This is a genomic window from Sphingobacterium sp. ML3W (assembly GCF_029542085.1).
In the GTDB taxonomy this organism is placed as follows: domain Bacteria; phylum Bacteroidota; class Bacteroidia; order Sphingobacteriales; family Sphingobacteriaceae; genus Sphingobacterium.
Genome location: NZ_CP107036.1, coordinates 1439951 through 1461782 on the forward strand (window position 1 = coordinate 1439951; position 21832 = coordinate 1461782).

General features: G+C 45.5%; 18 protein-coding genes. 4 read left to right on the top strand and 14 right to left on the bottom strand.

Annotated elements, in window-relative coordinates:
- Positions 1-11: 11 nt before the first annotated feature.
- The 10 genes from OGI71_RS06035 to OGI71_RS06080 all read right to left on the bottom strand — a co-directional run bounded on the left by OGI71_RS06035 (position 12) and on the right by OGI71_RS06080 (position 11337).
- On the bottom strand, positions 12-1109 hold the full coding sequence (locus OGI71_RS06035; RefSeq protein ID WP_282254480.1) for a galactose oxidase: 1098 nt from the start codon (positions 1107-1109) through the stop codon (positions 12-14).
- Complete coding sequence (locus OGI71_RS06040) at positions 1090-2013, bottom strand: dihydrodipicolinate synthase family protein (RefSeq protein ID WP_282254481.1); 924 nt, start codon at positions 2011-2013, stop codon at positions 1090-1092. The genes OGI71_RS06035 and OGI71_RS06040 overlap by 20 nt, the downstream gene beginning before the upstream one ends.
- Positions 2014-2034: 21 nt before the next feature.
- Positions 2035-3672, bottom strand: coding sequence for a sialidase family protein (locus OGI71_RS06045; RefSeq protein ID WP_282254482.1), 1638 nt, complete (start codon positions 3670-3672; stop codon positions 2035-2037).
- Positions 3673-3731: 59 nt separating this feature from the next.
- Positions 3732-4412 (bottom strand): FCD domain-containing protein, encoded by a 681-nt coding sequence (locus OGI71_RS06050; protein WP_172393500.1) that lies wholly within the window; start codon positions 4410-4412, stop codon positions 3732-3734.
- 68 nt (positions 4413-4480) lie between these two features.
- On the bottom strand, positions 4481-5938 hold the full coding sequence (locus OGI71_RS06055; protein ID WP_282254483.1) for a RagB/SusD family nutrient uptake outer membrane protein: 1458 nt from the start codon (positions 5936-5938) through the stop codon (positions 4481-4483).
- 11 nt (positions 5939-5949) lie between these two features.
- Positions 5950-9108: a TonB-dependent receptor gene (locus OGI71_RS06060; RefSeq protein ID WP_282254484.1), complete on the bottom strand. Its 3159-nt coding sequence runs from the start codon at positions 9106-9108 to the stop codon at positions 5950-5952.
- Between the two features lie 479 nt (positions 9109-9587).
- On the bottom strand, positions 9588-9761 hold the full coding sequence (locus OGI71_RS06065; protein ID WP_282254485.1) for a hypothetical protein: 174 nt from the start codon (positions 9759-9761) through the stop codon (positions 9588-9590).
- The gene (locus OGI71_RS06070) at positions 9748-9966 is read right to left on the bottom strand and encodes a hypothetical protein (RefSeq protein ID WP_282254486.1); all 219 of its coding nucleotides are present in this window, start codon (positions 9964-9966) and stop codon (positions 9748-9750) included. Before OGI71_RS06070 ends, OGI71_RS06065 begins: the two co-directional genes overlap by 14 nt.
- A gap of 203 nt (positions 9967-10169) precedes the next feature.
- A complete protein-coding gene (locus OGI71_RS06075; protein WP_282254487.1) occupies positions 10170-10574 on the bottom strand; it encodes a DUF5675 family protein in 405 nt (134 codons plus the stop codon).
- A 7-nt stretch (positions 10575-10581) separates the two neighbouring features.
- Positions 10582-11337 (bottom strand): hypothetical protein, encoded by a 756-nt coding sequence (locus OGI71_RS06080; RefSeq protein ID WP_282254488.1) that lies wholly within the window; start codon positions 11335-11337, stop codon positions 10582-10584.
- Positions 11338-11933: 596 nt separating this feature from the next.
- Between OGI71_RS06080 and OGI71_RS06085 the strand changes: the two genes are divergently transcribed.
- Positions 11934-12128: a hypothetical protein gene (locus tag OGI71_RS06085; RefSeq protein WP_282254489.1), complete on the top strand. Its 195-nt coding sequence runs from the start codon at positions 11934-11936 to the stop codon at positions 12126-12128.
- Between the two features lie 48 nt (positions 12129-12176).
- On the opposite strand, the gene OGI71_RS06090 is transcribed toward OGI71_RS06085, so the two are convergent.
- Positions 12177-13076, bottom strand: coding sequence for a hypothetical protein (locus OGI71_RS06090; protein WP_282254491.1), 900 nt, complete (start codon positions 13074-13076; stop codon positions 12177-12179).
- Between the two features lie 480 nt (positions 13077-13556).
- Here OGI71_RS06090 and OGI71_RS06095 point away from each other — a divergent pair, with 480 nt between their 5' ends.
- From OGI71_RS06095 to OGI71_RS06105, 3 genes are all read left to right on the top strand, one after another.
- A complete protein-coding gene (locus tag OGI71_RS06095; RefSeq protein ID WP_282254492.1) occupies positions 13557-13988 on the top strand; it encodes a hypothetical protein in 432 nt (143 codons plus the stop codon).
- A 94-nt stretch (positions 13989-14082) separates the two neighbouring features.
- Positions 14083-14637 carry a hypothetical protein gene (locus OGI71_RS06100; RefSeq protein ID WP_282254494.1) on the top strand — a complete coding sequence of 185 codons (555 nt, stop codon included), beginning with the start codon at positions 14083-14085 and terminating at the stop codon, positions 14635-14637.
- 351 nt (positions 14638-14988) lie between these two features.
- Complete coding sequence (locus OGI71_RS06105; protein ID WP_282254495.1) at positions 14989-15213, top strand: hypothetical protein; 225 nt, start codon at positions 14989-14991, stop codon at positions 15211-15213.
- Positions 15214-15288: 75 nt separating this feature from the next.
- On the opposite strand, the gene OGI71_RS06110 is transcribed toward OGI71_RS06105, so the two are convergent.
- From OGI71_RS06110 to OGI71_RS06120, 3 genes are read right to left on the bottom strand one after another with little or no spacing between them, the layout of a single operon-like run.
- Positions 15289-16551, bottom strand: coding sequence for a TlpA disulfide reductase family protein (locus OGI71_RS06110; RefSeq protein ID WP_282254496.1), 1263 nt, complete (start codon positions 16549-16551; stop codon positions 15289-15291).
- Positions 16552-16570: 19 nt separating this feature from the next.
- Entirely contained in the window at positions 16571-17929 is a 1359-nt protein-coding gene (locus OGI71_RS06115) for a RagB/SusD family nutrient uptake outer membrane protein (RefSeq protein ID WP_282254497.1), read from the bottom strand.
- A 10-nt stretch (positions 17930-17939) separates the two neighbouring features.
- The gene (locus OGI71_RS06120; RefSeq protein ID WP_282254498.1) at positions 17940-21305 is read right to left on the bottom strand and encodes a SusC/RagA family TonB-linked outer membrane protein; all 3366 of its coding nucleotides are present in this window, start codon (positions 21303-21305) and stop codon (positions 17940-17942) included.
- Positions 21306-21832 lie beyond the last annotated feature (527 nt).

A 21832-nucleotide genomic window follows, 5' to 3' on the forward strand; every position in this document is an offset into this window, starting at 1 on the left:
ACTTTAGTACATTAAGGTTTAAAACGGGCCGTTAATATCCGGTTGGTCCGCACACCGGGTCGCACCTCACCCATCGGAATAACGATTTTATTGTCCAGTTGCACCAGACCGGTCGTCACCGGGGGCAATACCGCTGCTTCCAGACTCTCCGCTCGACCGCTGTTGTTGCAGAAAGGAAGCTGACCGGCATCCGCCCATGTGCGCTGCCGGATATGGTATGCCAGGATCCGGTCCGAGAAGCCGGGATGCCCCACAGGGCTTGCCGCAGCCAATGTGCCGTCATCACCGCCGAAAATTAGGAGCTGTCCCAATTTGACGTCAAAGGCGGCGGGACTGGGTGCCGCGGCGACAGCATGACTAAGGGCCGGTAGCTGCTGCCAAGTTCCATCTGCCGTCAGCAAATAGGTGTCTTTCAGATACTTCCGTTTGCCATTGATCAGTGTTACACCCGACAGCACAATCAGCTCCTCATCGGCATTTCCGGCCACGGCAAGCATGCGGCCTGGACCGGGGATGGCAGTCATTACCGTCCAGCCTTTTTCGGGATGATCCAGGTCCAGCCGCCAGCAGTTATTGTTTGCCGTCAAGGCATCGGGGCTATTGATGCCACCCAGGATATACCAATAATTTTGGATCCGGACCGAGGCACAGTTGGCGATCTTCGCCGGAAGATCCGGCAGCCGTACAAATGTGCCCATATTGGCTGAGACCTCCAGGTAATAAACCTCGTGGAGGTGTCCCGACTGATCGCTGCCACCAGCAATATATAAGTGGTCCTGATACGACGCATAGGCGCCGTAGCCCATCGCCCGGGGTAAGCGAAACGAAGCTGCATGTGAGGATCCGTCTTCCTCGATCACAAAAATCCGGTCCGACCAGACCTTCTGGCCACCCTTCCAGGGTGGAATGCCCGAAGGAAAATTAGCTCCGCCCATCACATAGACTTTGCCCTCTGCAGCGCCGACGTAGGCACCGGCATAGCCCATTGGATCAGGCACATGTCCTGCCGTATCCCAGTCGAGCTCCCGGTTTATGGATTGTGCGTTTCCGTTCAGATATCCCATAAATAACACAAAAAATAGCCAGTGTTTACTGATACAAAGCCACATGATCCAAGAATTTCGACTGTTCCAACTCGGCCAGCAGCAGCTGTTCATTGACTTCATCCAACAGCGTCAATGGTAGCCGCGGCTGCCCCAGATCTAATCCGATTTTTTTCATAATAGCGCGCTGCACCGGGATAGGCCCATATTTTACCAGCAGCTGCACCATCTCCACGGCTTCAAAATGCAGGTTGCGTGCCGCTTCGTGGGCACCGGCCTCAAACCGGCGGATTACCTCCAGATACAGGGGGGCAGCGTAATTGTAGGTACTGCCAATGGCGCCAGTGGCTCCCACCGCCAGTGCCGGCAACAGCAGTTCATCGTAGCCAAACAGGATATCGTATTTGCCCTCCTTGTATTGTAGGCAGGCCTGGTATTCGTGCAAGGTCGCCGCCGTATATTTGATTCCCTGAAAGGTCGGAATTTTCTCTTCCGCCAAGGCAAGAAAGCGGAGCATATCGATCTGTAGCCCCGTGACAGCCGGAATATGGTAATAGTAGAATGGCGTATGGGGGGCCGCGGCCGCAATGGCGGCCATGGCATCGACCAGGTTTTCTACGGATGAAGGCTTGAAATAGAAGGCCGAGACTGCTGAAATATAATCCGCACCGATGCTTTCGGCATGCGCTGCCAGGCGCTTGGCTTCGGCAATGGAGCTATGCCCCACATGGACAAAAGAAAGGATCCGGCCGTCAATGGCCTTGATATAACGTTCGGCAACTGCCATGCGTTCGGCCGTCGAAAGGCTCGGTCCCTCACCATTGGTCCCGCAGATAAATATTCCCCGCAGCCCCTGGCTGACAAGGTGCTCCGTCATGGCCGGAATAGCGTCCAGGTCAATATTTCCGGTAGGATCATAGTTGGCAAATGCCGCGGCGATCAAGCCTTTTATTTTATGTTTTTTTTTCATTATTTTTTGCAATAGTTGAGGTTATAACAATTCTTTTAGTGGTATCTGCTGAAAGATCAGATCTGCCTGGCTGCTTTCATAGAGCACGCCAAGCGTATGCTCGTCCACGGAAGTGATGCAGGAATAACCCCGACCCTTGCCTTCGTCAAGCAAAACCTTGGGCTGCCAGGAGTCGCCATTATCCTTACTGGTTTTTAAGGTAATATGTGAACGGACAAATTTTGAATCGGGATTGCAGAATACCAGCAGAGATCTGCTGTCCTTTCCGGACTGATAGACATGCCTGTGGATACTGGCCATGCAGGTCGGTTCAATCAGCGCTTTGTGCGAACTGGGGTGTTCGGTCCAGGTCTCGCCCAGGTCCTTCGTTACGGCAATGGCGCGGCCATTGTCATCGCCTTTGTGGGTGGCATTATAGTTTGACCGCATATTTAACATGATCTCCCCATTATCCAGCTGCACCGCCATGCATTCCGTTGTGGATTCTGCCAGTGCCGGATTGGATGTTTTCCAGGTTTGGCCACCGTCTTTGCTGTAGGTGATATTGGAAAACGCCTTGCCCGTCTCATCACGTCCCTGGCTTGGCATCAGCAATGTGCCATCCTGCAGGCTGATGCCATGTCCGGGTGCAGGTGCCCAGAGCCACCATTCCGCCTTTTTGAGATGGGTAAGATTGAGCGGTTTGGACCAGGTTAGCCCATTGTCTTCGCTTTTTACCAGTAGAAATTGCGAGGTCTGTTTGACCTCAAATCCCGGTTGCGATCCCTTATTTTTCCATTGATGATTGTGGATTTCGCGGCCATCTTTGATCCCGGGATACCAGGTACCCGTTTCGTCGAGTACACCATGCATCCATAGCCCTGCAACATAGATCGTCCCGGTTCGCTCGTTGAGCAAGATATTGGGATCGGAGACGCCATTGAATTTCTGCGGCAGGCCGCCGAATGTGCCCATATCGATCGCGGTCTCCATCGGCAGCCAGCTGCGGCCACCATCTAGGCTGCGCGATACGCCGATATCGATGTCGCCTTGCAGGTCCCGGCCCAGCTCCCTGCGGGCATCGTATACCGCGACCAGACTGCCGTCTTTGGCCGTAATTATGCCCGGGATACGGCTGGTATGGACTCCCTCAGCGCCTTGCCGGTGTACGGCAACGGCGGGCCTGTAGCGGTCGAACTTGCCCGAAAGCTGCGATTGAGATGCTAAGCCCGCGAGTGAAACTCCATTTATGGCCACTTGAAAAGTTCGGTTTAATTGTTTAAAAGGACGTACTTTGGCCGTCACCCAAAGGTAGTTGACGCCCTTCTCCAGGGTTAGCGGAACCTTTATTTTCCCTGTTTTTCCTTTCCATTTCTGTGCTATCAGCAGCTGCTTTGCGCCGGGCTTTCCGTTTTCAATAATTGTCGAGTCCGTGCCGGCAAACCAGCAGCTCAGGCTATCGATCTGCTCCGCCCCCAGTGCATCGACCCTGATCCTAAGCTCCGCATCGACACGTTGCTGTTTGTCTGCCACAAATTCCAGCCGTTTGAGGATATTTATTGGTTGATCTGCCAATACAGGCAAGGTATAATGCCGTTCGGCAATCTTTACCTGGGCTACAGAAGTCGCTGTCAGTAAACTGAAAAGGGCGAGCAAGCTGTAGTGTATTTTGGTTATCATTATCATATTTTAGGTACTTATGTACTACATTATAGTATATAAAAAATATTGGGAAGCGGCTAGCGTTCCCCAAGAAATTCTAGGTGCGGACGCAAATGTTCCTGCATGGCCTTTGAAAAAGCATCGCGGTCGCCGGTTTTGAGTATCTGCACCAGATCGCTGTGAGAGACCTCCGATTTGATGCTATGGTGGCTTTTGTTCAACACAAAACCAAAGATCGGCATCAGCATCGTCTGGAAACGTTTCAGGGTAGTATTGCCAGTAATTTCATACAGCTTACCGTGAAATGCAATTTCCTGGCTGATTCTGAACTCTTCAGCATCGGCATTTTTGTCCTTTTTCACAATGCGTTCCAGTTCGGCGATATCTTTATCCGTCTTGCGCAGGTACAGCAGGTCAGCCATCCCCAGTTCAAGGAGCAGGCGCAGTTCAAAAATATCCTTCATTGTATTTTCGTCCATCAGCTGCGGATTCAGTACCCGTTCAAACGAGCCCAGGATATCCGGTGCGGACAGCACCATGCCGCGTTTCTTTTTGGTTTCGATCAGGCCCAGCATGCGCAGGCGGCTCAGGGCTTCCCGCAGTACATTGCGGCTCACATCGAGCGCCTCCGCGAGCTCCAGTTCTGTTGGGAGGGTATCCCCTGCTTTTAATTTCTTGCTGGAAAGATATTCTCTTATGCGTATTTCGACTATATCAGCGCGGGTACTGGTCGCTATTGGGGTAAGGTCATTGATCATATTATAAGCAAATAAATCATTTATTATGTTCTACAAATTAACAAAAAAAGAATAGCAATCCAAGCGCCCTAATTGTAGCCCTCGGTCTGTTTAATATTGGGATTCGTGTTGATTGAGCTATCGTGAACCGGCCATAACAGGATGTTTGTTTTAGACTGTTGGTTTTTTAGGCTCTCGACTTCATTAAACACCACGCCGAGACGGATCAGGTCCCACCAGAGTTTACCTTCGGCCACGAATTCCCGTTTCCGTTCACTGAGTATGGCAGTATTGATGTCATTGGTCGGAAGTCCGGCTGCATAAAAATTATCCGTTCCATACGCCCGTTTTGCGATCTTGTTCAACTGTTGGATGGCAGTCTGCCCGTTCCCCAGTGCATTTTCGATTTCGGCACTGAACAGAACGGCATCCGCATACCGGTAGACAATCAGGTCTGCATCAAAAATGCGGGTGGCATTCTCCCATTTCCCAGCATATTTATTGATCCATTGGAAGGTCAGGTTTTTACCTTTGTCGAAAGCCGTATCAAAACTGACCTTTGCGCGGGTGTCGGCCGTATTTTCCGTCAAAAAAGCCTTGTAACTGTTCGTCAGAAATATCCACTGCTGATGTGAGCCCACTTTAATGGGATTTTCAACCAGCCCAGGCGAAACATATTGGATAGGCACCAGGAAATCCGCGGGATAGCCACCCGTAAATTCATCCTGTGTCAGGCGCCAGCAAAAGATCACTTCGGGATTCAATTCCGTAGCAAAGATATCCGGGAATTTCTGCATCAGGGTGTGCTTTCCCGTTAATACCTTATCCACAGATTGTTTCGCCATATTCAATGCCGCTGCCCCACCATTCTGCCGTTTGGCCATCCAGAGGTAATAGTCTGTTTTGAGTAAACGGATCGCATCCAGATTACCATACTGTGCTTTTGTGGCCGTAGCCGGCATCAGTTCCTCCGCCCGATCGAGATCCTCTTTGACCAATTGGAAAACTGCCTGCACAGGCTGACGTGATGGATAGAGGTCCTCCTGATTGGGTGATTCAAAACCGGCGGTCAGCACCGGTGCGTCGCCCCAGATGCGGGCGATCCAATAATAACAGAATGCACGGATAAAATAGGCCTGCGCGAGGTATTCATTCTTTTTTTCCACCGTGGAAAAACTGATTTCCGGCAGATGTTTCAAGATCAGGTTGCAGTCGTTGATCGTGGTATATAAATTATTCCAGTTTGCATGGGCATGTGTACTGTTCAGCTGATTTAAGAATGCCGTGCTGTAGGTCGCATTGGTTTCAAGTCCGGCGCCCCAATAGCCTGTGCGGTATTCACCCCAGAAGATATAAGCCGTGGCAAAGGTACTGCGCATACGTACGTAGGCACCTGTTACGGCCGCCTGGGCATCGCTCTCATCCTTCCACATGGAGTTGGCATTGATGGCAGCTTTCAGATCGGCATCTAGTTTATCCGAACAAGCGGTTCCGGATAACAGGCCCAGGAATAATATTGATCCGTATAAAATTCTTTTTGTCTTCATTTTCGTTTCTTTTATAAGGTTAACTTGGCACCGATCGCGATTTTACGGATGGCCGGATAGTTATAATAATCGTTACCATAGGTTGTTCCGGCGCCGAGTTCCGGTGAGATACCCGTTCCCCGCAGCGCGGAAAAATAAAAGAGGTTCTGACCGGAAACCGAAAGCTGCATGGAGCGGATCCCGATGCGTTTGCTCCAGGTATCGGGCAGCTGATACAGGAAAGATACCTCCCGTAGACAGAGGTAGTCCCCTTTGTAATTGAATACGTCTGAAGTTCGGGAGAAATTGCTGTTCCCGGTATCAGGGTCATTGGCGGTAAAGCGGGCATATTTCGACTGATCGCCTGGATTTTTCCAGGTCTGGTTGACCTCATCTACCAGGGTGTAGTTGTTGGCAAAGGTATTCATGAAATAGCGCATATAAGCCGTATGATTGATGGAATGACCCAGTGCCCAATCCACAAAAATATTAAGTCCGAACGAGCCATAGCTAAAGTTATTGGCCAGTCCGCCCGTGGTATGCGGTACGCTGACCCCCAGTTCATATTGATCCTTGCTGCTGATGACCCCATCGCCGTCGCGGTCCTGCCATTCGTAGTCACCGGCGAGTTTGCGCCCTTTGATGTTCTTCTTGTCCGTTGGGCTCCAGCCACGTGCCGACTCATCGTAACGGGCGGCAGCAGCCTCTTCGGGAGTCTGCAGAATATGGTCCACCTTATACCCGAAATAGCGGTACAGCGATTCACCCTCAGCGGTACCGCCAAAGGCTGTGCCGTCCGCCAGCTGGATCCCGCCGATACGGTTTTTATCGCGGCCATTGTCAGGAAGCTGCTGTACCCTATTTTTAACAAAACTTAAGGTCAGCTTGCTGTCCCAGCGAAATTTGCCGGAACGCATATTCTCACTGCCGATTTCAAGATCAAAACCCCGGAAGCGCACCTTACCCACATTGGTCTGCACCGTTGAAAAACCCGAGGTATTGGGCAGCTGTACGCTAAAAAGCAGGTTTTTGGTGATCTTGTTGAAATAGTCCGCCTGGATATTGATCCGGTTGTTGAACAGGGCAAGGTCAAAGCCAAAGTCAAACTGCGTTGAGGTCTCCCAGGTCAGATCGCGGTTGGGCATGGTTGCGGCATATATCCCTGCTGCACCGTCGTACCGGATATCGGTGCTATATTTTCCCAGCGCATCATAAAGCCCGATGGAATTATTTCCCGTCTGGCCATAACTGGTACGGAATTTTAGGTAGTTCACCGTCTGCTGATCGCGCATAAAAGGTTCCTGTGTCACGACCCAGCCTGCCGAAACACCCGGAAAAAATCCCCAACGGTTTTCCTTGGCAAAGAGCGAGGAACCGTCGTACCGGAAGGTTCCCATCAATAAGTACTTTTGTTTGTAGGCATAATTGGCACGGCCGAAATAGCCGATCAAAACCTGTTGCCAGATATCCTCTTCGGCACCCGTTTTATTCGGTCCTGCCGACAGTGTGGGTACCTTGTCCGAACTCGCACCATTGACGGTCGCGTTAAATGAATTAAAATCCGTCTGTTGATAAGAGTAGCCGCCAAGCAAGGATAAGGTATGGTCTGTATTCCAGTTGGCATCGTATTTCAGTAAGGCATCCACTTTGGTACGGTCCAGCTGGGATTGACTCGCCCTGGTCGTCCGCAATCCCGAAAATTCATGCGCTTTTTCGAAATAATGGTAGTTGGAGAGATGGGAATAGTTGGATAGCTGCACCTGTGCTTTAAGCCCATCGATAATGGCATAGTCCAGGCCACCAATCAGCGATAAACGCCGGTCTTTGGTACCATAATCCCGGGTATAATCCCACCAGAGCGGATTTGGTGAGGTGGCATTATAGCCCGGTGTTGGGCGGCCATTGTCGAAGTACATCTTTTGCGTTGCCGGTGTGGCCAGACCCCTAGCAATCACGTTGGTCTGATTGTCAAACTCCTGCGAATTGGTCAGGGAATAATCAAAGGCCGTATTGATCGAGAGTTTTTTCGAAATGCTGACATCCCCCTTTCCCCGTGCAGAGAAGCGGTTGTACCCTGTACCCAATGCTACACCCGCATCGTCCGTATAGCCTGCACTCGCAGCATAACGGACAAGCTGGCTCCCCCCGTTGACACCGACGTAATAATTCTGCCAGCCCACATTCCGGAAGAGCAGGTCCTGGTAGTTGTTGTCCTGGAAGATCAGCGTTTTGCTTGGATCCAAGGGATCCGGCATACCCTCATAACCAGCAGGCATCGCCTCTCCGGCCTGAAGGTAGCGCGTTGAATAGATCGAATTCGCATCATTGCCCGAGCTAGCGGAGTAGCCAGAGCTGGAATTATAATTGGGATTGGGGCTCAAGGCCACGGCAGGCCGCACGATCTGGATATAATCACGGGCGCTCATCATATTTAGTTTAGATTCCGGTTGCTGAAAGGCATAGGTAGCATCAAATGTAATGGTTGCCTGTTCAGCCGCTTTTCCCTTTTTTGTCGTGATCAAGACCACCCCATTTGATGCGCGGGAACCGTAGATCGCTGTTGATGCCGCATCTTTCAGCACCTCAATGGACTCCACATCATTGGGATTGACCCCTGAAAAGGAACGTTCGACACCATCTACCAGGACCAAGGGATCGTTGGTTTTATTGATGGATGATCCACCGCGGATCCGAAAGACCGGATCCGCTCCGGGACTATTGTTTGACTGATACACCCGGGCACCAGCTACTTTCCCTTTTAGTCCCTCACCGACGGTGCTGACGGGAACATTTTCCAGCGCCTTGCCATCCACTTTGCTGATGGCTGTGGTCAGCGTGCGGCGCGACTGGGTGCCATAGCCAACGACGACGACCTCGTCCAGACTCCGGTTTGTGGCAGTGAGTTCTACTATCAGCGGAGCCGTCGAGGAAACCAGCCTGTCCAATGGCTGATAGCCTACCGAACGGAACTGCAGCGTATCCGGCAGCTGCTGTACATCCAGCCAGAATTTTCCGTTGGCGTCCGTCTGTGTCTGGCTGCCCGAGCGGAGGCCTATCACCGTAATGGATTGTAAAGGTTTTCCCTGTTGATCCCGTACCGTCCCTTCGATACGCTGCTGCGCATACAGAGATGATACAAGGATAATTTGGGCGCCCACAAATAAGCTTGCTTTTTTGCTTGTCCAAATCATAATTTATGTTTTAATAAGTGTAAAAAACTTATACAGATGAGCGCTTCCCTTAAACGCTCTACAAACGATGACCTAACCCAAATTTATTCCAAAGCAACTCGATATCCATTTCGTTTTAAGGCTTATAATCAGGTATATCATTTGATTTATTGGTTATTCTTTATATGTATAAAGTTGTTATGTCCTACATAAAATTAGAAAGAATAAATCGATAAAACAAAATTTATTTAATGTTCAGGAATAATTTGCTTTCAATTGTCAATGTATTTTGAGGGCTCAGCTGAGTAAAGAAGCCATGTGGTGCACTATGCCCATATACCTCCGTACATTATCTTTATGCCGATATCATTAAAGCAGACAAAATTTTGGGCCAAGCATATACAACGCTTGACCCAAACTACATCCTAAAATATTGTTATCCAATATTGCAGGATTTTAAAATCGGTAACACACACGGATGCCATGCCCTTTATCAACTTCTACTGTTGCCTTCGGTTGCCCCACCGTCCCAGTAACCTGCTTGTCGCAAAACTGACCAGCGTACCCAATACAGCGGTCAATACAGTCTGTGCTATATCACCAAAGGAGAAGCTTGCCCATACCGAACAAAGCGTACCTCCCAATGCAGAAATACGGATATCATTCAGCTTCATCGGCTTCGCTCCTTTCCACCTTATCTATTTTTGGGGAACTGTCCAATACATCCGGCGGCGACTCCTCCTCGTCCAATACCGTCTCCAGTATGCCCAATCCAATAGCCACATACTTCAATACATTCCCCACCTTACCCGGTAGTTTAACAGGCGCCGCCAGCACCAGCTGCAGCACCTGTCCTATTTTGTTAAAGATCTTTTTCATTTTGTTACGCGAAATAGACATGATGAGCGGTCAGAAGCAAGATATTCCGATTGCAAATTGATGAAGTCAAATGGCGTTAAGAATGAATTCTTGTCTGAACATAGTGAGTTTGAATTCATTTAGCCATTGGGCAATAAACAAATTGCACCAAGGAATATAGCGAATGACCACCATCATGTCGTTTAACGCCACAAGCCTTCTATTTATCGAATACTCAAATACACTTCATCACCCATATCCCACAGGCAATACACCAGCGCTTTCAGCTTGGCCAGGGCCTTCCCACTTCCGATACCCTGTCCCTCACCGGTCAGACTGGTGACCGGCGCGATGCAGCCAAGCAATTCGTTCTTGGCATTATTAGCCGCGTGTATCAGGATACCCTCACGGTTTAACACATGCGGGATACCGATCTGCTCGCCATGCCGCTGGTAACGGATTTTCTCCAGTTTGTACTGACCGATCGGGATGCAGCTGATCCGCTTGATGTTATTACGGTCAGGCAATTCGATGGTATGGCAGATATGCTCACCGTTGTACGTGATCGTTCCATTTGTTCCCTCAGCCCCATATTTCCGTAGGAGCTTGAGGGTATGCCTGTTGCTCATGGCTATACTATGGAATATCGACCTCGACGATGGTCATCGCGTTATAGGGATTGTTCTTGAGTGGATAGAATTCGTCGTTAACTTCCTGGTACATCGAAATACCGACAATGATGTACACGACCTTTGCAGCATCTACCACCAATGGCGCCTGGAGGGTTTGCTCGGCATGTACACCGATCAGCGGAATATATCCCGACCTTACCATGACTGGACGTGGCGGAACATCCTCGGTACTTAGCTCTGCGGCAGCCAGGGTGAATAGCATATGCGTAGCCCCCGGCAGCAACATGACATCATTCTGCGGATTGAATTCTGGAATGGTCAGTGTGACTTCGCCGGCAGTACGGTCATAGGTTGTATCCAGTTTTTCGCCCAGCAGCATTTTTAGGTTGCTGGCCTGGTTGAACTCAAAGCCTTTGAGCATGGCGCTATTTTCCTCCAGAAAGATGCGCTCGCCACGTGCATTGGACGAATCCGACTTTTGGATCCTGTGGATCAGTGAGGTCAGCCTGTTGCGCATGGTATTGTCTGCAAATGTGCGCAGCAGATTGTTCAGCTGGATACGTAGGAGTTTGGCTGTGCCCGCAGCAGTACCAAATTCGGCCATGTTTTCACGTGTCCGCTGAAAATTGGGATCCGTCTGGATCCGTGCCTTGTCCACACCACCCTTCATTCGGACTTCGTAACCGCGACTGCGGTGTTTGCTAAAGGAAAGGTCCCCGACCTTGCCTCTAAACTTGATTAAACTTTCTTGTTTTGCCATGATATTGAGTTTTTAATGACAACACAAAGATGTCGAGGACCAAACTGATCCCTGTCCAAAATGGCCGCATATGGCCAACATGGCTTAAATAGACAGCATTAGGCTCGGAATGGCAGAATATGGCACAATATGTCCATCAAAAGGAAGTGCAAAGGTACGGTGAGTGTACTGGGAGTGTACTGAAAAGGTACCAATGCCCTACCAAAAAGGTACTGGAGAGCTACTAAAAAGCTACCAAAGAGCTACAGCAATCAGTAGCGTAGCAGTATGTAAAATGTGAATGAACCGTATCCATTTGGCGGGGGTCGCGTGCCTGGACATCGGAAGAATCTATGTGCCGTTAATGGCGGTTTATAACCCTATGTAATAGATCAGATAACATACATCAAATCATTATAATACAATTATTTAAAACAAAAATTCGATTGATTCGTTAATTCTAGATTATTAATTTTTTTCTTAAGGGCTGTCTATAACCGACATTGACGAATATGGACAGAGAGGTATCCAGCTGACAGGAAGATCATGGTACCATTAGGTATTGTCTGCGGCATGCGCTTGCTATGCCCATAGTCAATACCACAGCCCGATTTCTTATGACTAAAAAATATCGACTGTGTATCAGTGCAAAGGATGTCGCCTCCGTACTCGACCTTAGCCCCAGACAGGCACAGCGCAAATACCAGCAGGCAAAAGATGCTTATGGAAAGGCCAGGCATCAACAGCTAACCGTACAGGAATTTGCAGCATATTATGATTTACCCCTAGCGGAAGTTATTGAACGGCTTTAAGTGCTTAAAGCCAACCAGGGGGCGGCCCTCCGCCCCTTGGATCTTATCCTATCTTGGATCCACAATTATCCATTCTTCCCTTATTTTCAGCAGCCTATCGTAAGCCTCGGCTGGTACCTTCAGCTGCTCCTGATCTATACCAAATAGCTCCACAATATAATCACTGCCCACCCTATATTGGTCTTTTATGGCCAGCTGTTGTATCAAAAGCCCCCGACCGGCACGGAAAAATAAATTAGGCCATAGTTTTTCAATTTTTGCCAGCGAGTCTATATCCACCGTACCTTCACGGCCATCCAGTAAACGTACATCGACCAATTTGGATTTGGCAGAGCCTTCCTTGAGATGGAAATACGCTATCTGTGGTATTCTTACGCATTCATTGACAGCCCCTATCATTACCTCAATCTGTTGGGTGGCCTCTTTGAGACAAGCCTTCAATCTGTTTTCGTCACTGCTCAAACGATCGTGATTGGCACGCAGTCTTTGCTTCCGATTTCTTAGTTCATTCAATTCATGCTCATAATGCATCCGAAGCTCATTGCTCTTTTTTTCCTCTGCTCTTATCTGCTCATCTTTCTGCAAAAGCCATTTTTGTATTACTTTTACACGTTTTTTACTATAGTTATTAATCTTTCTTTCCTTTCGAAAGGCATAATAGAACTGAACCATTATAAAGCAGAACATGACTACGACAAAATCCCGCTCAAAATAATCGCCTTTTTGTAGATCTTGCCCAAATACCACTAAATAAACCTTGTAAACAATTCTTAAAGCCACGGCTCCCAAAACTAAAACGAGTAGCGCAAATTGGATCAGATAGCGTACGAGCTCATACGGTTCAAGGTATTTATTCGAGTCAAGTCTGTATACGACAAATGCAACAGGGACTATTGCCAATAGCATTAATACCCAACTAAAAAGAAATATCAAACCATGATTTTCCATGGTTATACTCGAAAATGTTGATTCTTCAGTAGTATAAAAAGTGATGAAACAAGATGAAATACCTGCAAATAATAATATAATCCACATGTTCCCATACCACGACCGAAAGAAAGATTTAAGTGCTATCATAATAGGCTGAAAATAAGATTAACCTCTAAGTTAATAATATGTATGATTACTTAAGGTAACGTTTCCTTTACATGCTATCATAGATTTAATTTATTCCTTCGTAGAGTTCGCAAATGCGTTTAAGCAGCCCTAATGCGTATTTTATACTTGTTTCGACGAAACGAATTTCGTTTTCGCCGATCTCGGCCTTTGTTTCCTTCGCTTTTTAGTGATTTGGTTTTAGATTCGCTTTTCGATCGAATTATAAAACTAATTTAAATTTTTAACAAGGTGAATACTAGTCGGCTAGGTGTAGCATTGGCATGCTTGCTATATCCTTTGGGACTAGCGATCACCGATAAACTAAACAGTATGAATAAATACACACTTGATGACACAGGAGTCAAGCGATGGCTCCGGGACTTGTACAACTCGACCATCGAATTTCAGACGATGGAACAAAAGCTGATCCTGCTGTGCTTACGCAGCTGGCTTATGTCCCGTTTTGAACTTTCGGAGAGCCAGGTTGATTATATCATATCCCTGTCCGCCGACTTCAAAAACAATCTTGCACAACAGATTGCTTTTGCCATTAACAATCAGGCAGACATCACTTTGGATAAGCAGACCAATGAAAAAAGCACCAGTACACTTTCCCGGGATTCGGTCAAGGTGACGGAATATGAGTCAAACAAGATCCAGTCAGATACACCGGAAATCCCCGTCGGATCTGAAGCGAATGAGATCTTTAGTCGCCGTTTGGAAGGGCATTTAATCGTCCGGATTTACTACACGCTTCTATAGGCTATCTAAAATAATTCAACAAAAACGCCATGGGCCATATCTCTCTCATGGCGTTTTTGTTTTTTATGAACTGTTCATTTACAATATATTAACTGTGAAACGTTTTACCAAACATTTAAATACCTATTTCAATGCAGATGATCCCTGTCGCGACGAACTCATAACGCATACCAAACTACGCCAGGGAAAGCGTGGGCAGATCTATTGCCGGGAGGATGAAAGTCGTCCCTACTGGTGCTATGTGCTTGATGGCAAAGTGGGTGCTTATGAGATGAAACTCAAAAAGCCCTATCTCCACTGGATCGCGACCGAAGGGCATTACTTTACCGGCACCAAGCATGAGTACAGTTTTAACAGCCAGGATCTGAATATTCAATTTCTCAAAAAAAGTACCATTGCCTGTATCCCGCTGACGGTCTTGCAGGAGCTGCAAGATCAGTATCCGAGCATGCATCACTTTGTCAGTATCATGCGGCAGCGGAAATCAGATTTTTTCAATAAAAAGGGACTAATTATGGCGCAGGAAGCGCGTGACAGGTCGGCGAAGCTCAAAGAACTAATGCCTGCACTATGGCATAGTCTGAATAATAAATTGCTGAGCCAATTTTTATATATAGATCCCAAGACTATCTATCGAAATAGAAAATGAAATCACAAAAAAAGTAAAATACTACCCACATGCCCGATTTTAGGCTGTAAAGTATCCGCTCCTTTGTAATAGACAAACGGACAACTATGTTACAAAGTAGAAAGCTATCATACGAAGAAGAAAAATAAGATCATGAAGACCATTGGCACAGCTATTAAAAGATACCGACGCAAGTTTGCAGTATTTCCCTTCATGGGTGAGGGAAAGAAGACCACTTTAGTGATAAAAGCCTCTGTTTCACAGAAGCTTTTATGTGGCCATCCTGTTACGCACAAGATGATCAATTATAACCGATATGAATAGATAGAATATTCATAGCTATTTTATTTAAATAATTAATACTTATAAATCATGAGTTGGTTCAGCTTTACGGGTTCAGACCCATCACAACCTTCGCACTATACGTTGGTCGGAGATACTCCACCATCATGTGCTACCCCTACAGAACAGATGTGTGCTCTTCAAGCAGCAAATTCTGCAGGTTCACCAGTTATCACTGATGCATTGAAAAATGAAATCATTAATTCATTGCAGAATCAGGTAAACGGTACGAATGTGCGATTAAAATCGCGATAGGAATATTTTACAACATCAGCGTTTGCTACACTTAGTAATAGGGTATGAATTTTCATACCCTATACTATTTACAGGTTACTCGATTTCTTCGATGACTAATACCTCCATCTCCTCCTCGCCCAGTACAGCTTCAATGCCGTACGCTGCCAGCTGTGAATTGAACTCCGCTAAGGTTTCATAGGGTGTAATCTTTATTTTTTCTTTGCTATTTACTCGGTCTAAAATAGGTGGGAATTTTCCGCCTAGATCTGTCATAACCGCCAAGACTGCACTATTTTCATATACCATACCATCTGCAATTGTTTCTTTTGATCCGGACTGTAATGGACCGGGCTGTAATATGAGACAAGGGATTTTCTTCATTGTTCTATACGATCGTATGCCTAAAAAACTATGTAGGTCATTCAATACCAATCGTGCTTGGGTGGAATCTGCCCTCAAAATTTTATCTTTTCGCTCATAGGATAGCGCGTGCTCCAACGACCATCGTTCTCCTTTTCCCGCGATATCTTGATAATGATCAGGGTTCTTAACCTTTAATACAAGTCTTTCGGGACGGGGTACATATCCAGCCGGACTTATTTTAGCCCAAATGAATTTAATAGCGTTACTAATCGAGGCATTGTAAAAAGAGGTATTGATCGTATTTGTAAGACTATCTTTTTTTATACGCAAGGACTCAAAAGGGACACCATTTTGATAGCCAGATATCCAGACACCAAACTTGACCGCCCCCTTGTCGTTGTTGTTTGTGTTTTTTTCCATTAGATCACCTTTACCAAAGTCATCCTTTAGGGGTAAATCGATCGTCCCTTTTTCATAGAGTTCAATTATGCTCTCCTCGGTTATTAACTTATTACTTGTTATTGCTTTAACCTGTTCCTTATAAAGGAATACAACATGTGGAACGCTTTGGTGCGGAAACCGTTGCTGTAAATAAACATCAGCAAAAATAACTGGCAGATTGACCTTGTTTTCTTTAAGATAACTGTTCGCAGCGAAGAACTTATCGAGAGTTGCTTTGTCCTGCCAAGTTACACTGATGATCTGAACTTTATCTTTCAGCTTATCCTGTAGCTTTTGCAATTTGGGCATAGACTGTATACAAGTACCACAATAGGTATCAAAGAAATCCAATATCACTACTTTGCTTGTTAACTTTTGAAGATCTAACGTTTTTACCGGTCCACGCATTAACTGAATAGCGCTTGGCGATATAAAGGTATCCCCGATTTTTAAAGCCTCGCCTGATGTTATATTATTATTGACCTGTGCAAATGCAGTAATTGTCAGGATCAATAAGATGAATGAGATGAATAGTTGTTTTAAATGATTCATGTTTTTATTTGATAATTGGTTAACGAATGTTTTGAGGGATATTCCCAATGACAACGGCAGGCTCCGGTAATCGAAAGGCATATTTTCTACTGTCAGGTGATAAGCTATACGTTTGCCCTTGGATATTCCTTTGTATAGTTTTCCGAAATCTAGGATCTAGGTTTAACCGTTTCAGATCAGACCAACGTCGTCCCCGAAATAATAGTTCTTTCTGACGTTCCAGCAGTATATTAGACAGCAGTACATTGGCATCCGTTTCAGTCACTGCTGTAAACCGATTTTTATTGAATCTGTTTTTTAGTAATGAATTTAGGGCATCCAAGGCTTCACTAACCTTCCCGATACGAACAGCACACTCTGCTTTGATAAGATAAACCTCACTTGTAGTCAGCCCCACAAAAAGAGTTGCTATGGACTGATCATAATTTCCCTTGAAACTATATGAATCTTTGGGGTAGCTGTTGCTCCTAAAAAATAGCAGCTTTCGCAGGTCGTTATCGTTATAGCTATCATATAAATTAGAATCTATCAAACCATTGTTTAAACTCATCGGCCCTGCGTTATTACTAATTGCAGAGAATAAGACTTCCGTATTAAATCGTTCAAAGGGTAATTCGGCGGTCACATTAAGATTGTTGAAATCCAATAACTCAGCATGTAACTTCAAACTCGAGTCAGCATAGAGATATGCTTTTTCATATTCTGCCATATATAGATAAGCTCTAGCTAATCCGGCATAAGCTGCTGCACGTGAGGGACGTCCGGGTATGGACTCTTTTGGCGGCAATAGAGCCACGGCCAATTTATAATCCGTAATAATCTGCTCATACGACTGCTTCAAGCTTGCACGCTCAGATGGTTTATCAATACCGGGATCAAGGCGCATCGGAATTCCCATTTCCGTAGAAGCGGTTGCACCATCGTATGGCGGAGCAAACACCTCTGCCAGCTGCTGGAAAGCAAATGCTCTAAAAAAGTGAGCGATTCCGCTTAGATGTCTTGCTTTCTCATTGGATGCCGTCCCTTCCACCTTGTTTATAATTTCGAGTACCTGATTGGCGTTAAAAACAGTCTTAAAAGAACCCTGCCATTGTGTTACATCAAAGTAAGGCTCATCTTTCCAAATATACGCGTTGCGTTGATCCACGGTCATCATCCCATCAAAGGTTTCTGCTGAGACATAGTATTCGTCTGTGCCCCACTCGCCAATTGCAGGGTACCCAATATTCATGGTGCTATAATCATTGAGCAACAGCTCCGCATCATCTAAACTTTTGGGGATTACCATTTTGATATCAGGCTTTTCTTCCAAAAATTTGTTGCAGGCAGATAATATCACCAGAGCGAATATGCCAATTGAGAAATATAATGTTTTCATAATGATCTGATTAAAAATTAAAACTTAGGCCGAGGGCGGACATCATTGGATCAGGAATATTAAAGCCATACTCGGTGTCAATCCCGAGTTTATTAGCCCGCCATATAGTTGCTACATTTTGCATATATCCATAGATTTTAAAGTTCTGTACTTTAAAACGAGATAGCGAAGACAGGCTAACGGACAATTGAATATCGCGCAGTTTGATCTGTCCTCCATTTTCCAATAAAGCCGACGAGCGCATATAGACCTGACTCCCCAGATCCGCCGGATATTTAAATGCTGGCACATCAGTATATAGTTCATCTCCCGGTTTTTGCCAGCGCAACGCATAGTCCTTATGTCCGATATCGCTATTTAAGAAAAGGCTATTGTCAAAGGAATTTCTCAGAAACTTATGCCCCAGCTGATAAGAAATATTCCATGACAGCTCCACAGTCTTATAACGGATACTATTCCGCCATCCACCCGTATATAGCGGTACTGTAGATCCATAGTTTTCGAGTTCGCTAACGTTCAAGCCCAATATAGCGGAATAGTCTTTGGAGATTTCGCCATTGATATACACTCGAGGTTCACCTGTTTGCGGGTCCAAGCCTGCCCATTTATAGCCAAGCTGGCTATATAGATCCATTCCCTCAATGGGTGTCATAGTACCAGACTGTGCTGAACTGATAAAATCCTTTCCATTTTCATTTTGCACATAAGATTTAAGCACTTTTGTGCGTGCGTAGGAGAATACAAGATTACTTGACCATGTCCAGTCCTTGCCTTGTACCGGTAAACTATTGAGTGAAATATCCCAGCCTTTGGTACGGATATTTCCACTATTGACCATCAAGGTAGAGAAGCCTGTACTCGGGTCAATACGATCTGGAGCAATCAGGTCCGTTGCGTTTTTTACATAATACTCTATACTACCGGATAAACTATTATTTCGGAGTGAAAAATCAAGTCCCACGTTCGTGATCCCAATCCTTTCCCACCGCAATCCGGGATTAGGCGGAGTCATGATCATACCATAGTTTTGATTGGTGATGTAATGTGCTTCACTTTGTATTGACATGATTGGATAAGCCGATACGCCGTTATTCACATTACCATTATAGCCATAGGTGGCACGAAGCTTTAAGAAGTTAACGGCACTGTTGGCCAAAAATGGTTCGTTTGACAAGACCCAAGCCCCACCAACTGACCAGAAGGGTTGTCCCCGATCATTGCTTTTGACTCCAAACAGATTTGATGCATCTTTACGAAAACTGGCGCTTACCAAATAGCGGTTTGAATAGGTATAGGCACCATTGGCAAAGTAAGACACAAAGTTATTGCGGAATCGCTTAAATACATTTACATCTGTTATCGCAGAGGTGCCGAATGCACCGTTCAACATAGGTACCTGAATACCATATGGCACAGATTTAAATGCCCCTGTCTCTGGATCATAACCACGGTATTGGCTGGAGGTTACCTTCTGTTCATTTTTGCGTACTTCCATACCGGCAAACAGCGAAATTTCATGTTTTTCATTCCATTTTTTACTGTAGTCTGCAGTCGCCCTACTCTGATGATTGTAGCTATCCCAATTTACTATTCCAAAAAAATCCCCTACCGGCATATTCCAAGTAACCGCGTTGTCATTCCAACTCGCAAATGAATTGATCTCATCCCGCTGTTCGTATGTCCCGATACCTTTCCATACCTCAGTAGGATTCATCGTGCTTTGGTATGCATATAACAGATTCAATTTCAATCCAAAATCAAAAGAATACCTTGCGTTTATGTTCGTAAAAAATTCCCGTATTTTTTGAGTTTCCTTAGAATCATTCAATTGATTGAGGGGGATATAAGACCAATCCAATAGTCTCCCTCCGGCTACCGTATCCCTGAATGCGGGATTTAACCCACTAATATCTACTGCTAATGGATTGCCATTTGCATTCGCTAGACGCATATAGGGATAATTCTTAACACCTTTAGCCATGCGGTTATAAGCTACAGGAAAATACGAATTCTCGTTTTTGGAGTCTGTATACGCTAGACCAACATCGAGGATCATATTCTTGACCGGTTTGATCTGTGTATTAGATTTCAAGTTCATTCGCTTAAAAGAAGACGTAACCACATCATTCAGGTTCTTGTCATAGCCTACAGAAAAAAGCGTATTCACTTTATCGCTCCCCGTCTGCAACTGAATGTTATATTGCTGATTGACAGCCTGCCGGTAGATATATTTCAAGAAATCGTCTCGTACATCAGTTGCTTTCATAAGCCCGATCTGCTCGTTAAAATCAGCTTCGGATAGTGTGCCGTTCTTTTTAGCATACATTAGCCATAATGCGGGCTGTGGATTTCTGAATTTGTTTTTAAACCAGCTGTTATATTTTCCCTGATCGAAGATATACTGCTGTGCGTCGATATAATCCGGGCTACTCATCTGTGGATAATAATACAGATCTGGCTTAGCTTTTATACTGATATTCGAGTTAAACGAGAGCTTGGTCTGCTCATTAAACTTACCTCTTTTGGTCGTAATCACTATGACACCATTTCCCGACTGTGCGCCCCATATAGATGCCGCTGCCGCATCTTTTAATACAGTGACATTCTCAATATCATTGGGATTAATGTTGTTAAAAATCCCCGGACCGAGACCTGGATTGGATACATCATAAGGTACACCGTCGATAACTATCAAGGGAAACTTCTCCGAAAAGAGTGTACTCAGCCCCCTAACGTTTACATTTAAGTAGCTACCTCGGCTATTTCCGGTTTTATTGGAAGTAAAGCCGGGCACCACATCCTCCAATCTGCTAACGAAATCAGTTGATACTTTGCGATTGAACAGCTTGTTATCCACAAACTCAAAACTACCCGTCGCCCTATCTTTAGGGATCTTTTGGTAGCCCGTGGAGACGATTTCTACCTCATCGAGTTTGTTATCTTCGGGTATCAATCTGACCACAAGATGTGTTCCAGCGGTATAGTTGACTTCTTGGCTTTTGAAGCCGACATATGTAAATTTGATCTTGCCTATTGAATTCTTGACAAGCAGTTGGAAAGAACCATCTTTGGCACTCTTGATCTGTAAATTTTCAGTATCTATACGTATGGATACCCCTTGTAGAGGACTATTATCAACTTCAGATTCAATACGTCCTGTTAACTCATGTCTATTAGGCCCATTAGCCCCGCTGTCCTTGCGGGGCGTCTGAGCCGATAAACTAAACATATGAAATACAGCAATGCATGTCAAAAGCATTGTTGTATTCTTTAATGCCTTTGAAAGGCAAATAAAATCATTTAAAATATTAAAAGTCTGTTTACTGACAGCTCCCAACAAATAGGCAATACGCTCCCCGTTGCAAAATTTTTGCATGTTAAAAATGTGTTGTGCAAAGGCCATAGCTATGGCTAATGCTGATCCAACAATAAAGAATTAGCTTATCCGAAAAGCGCCGTCAAAACGGTTATAAGGCATTGATTAGGAATAATTATGACGCTTCCTACCGGAATTAAAGAAGAACCGACCTATAGCATACCATTGTATTACAATAAAAAGTAACGGTAAAAAGTTTGGATTCAATAAAACTTTGCTTAATTTTAAAGTGCAAGATTAAAACAAGCTCATTTCATTGGCCATTATTACCTTTTATGCAATCATCTAAATGTATAGGTCGGTGACAGGGATATAAAGAGGGAAATTAAGCTGAACAAGGTTCAGTACCTTTTCATTGTAAGGAAAGTCAAACCCTCTCCTTTTTATTGCTCTTTACAACCTGTTTTTTTCTACAGTGTGTCTATTCAGGCGCACGAAAAATGTTCTTTAAATGTGATTTGCGGGAATACCTCACCAAGCGATCGCTGATCGAATGCGGGTAATGGATGGTGTTTGTTCGTTTCGTT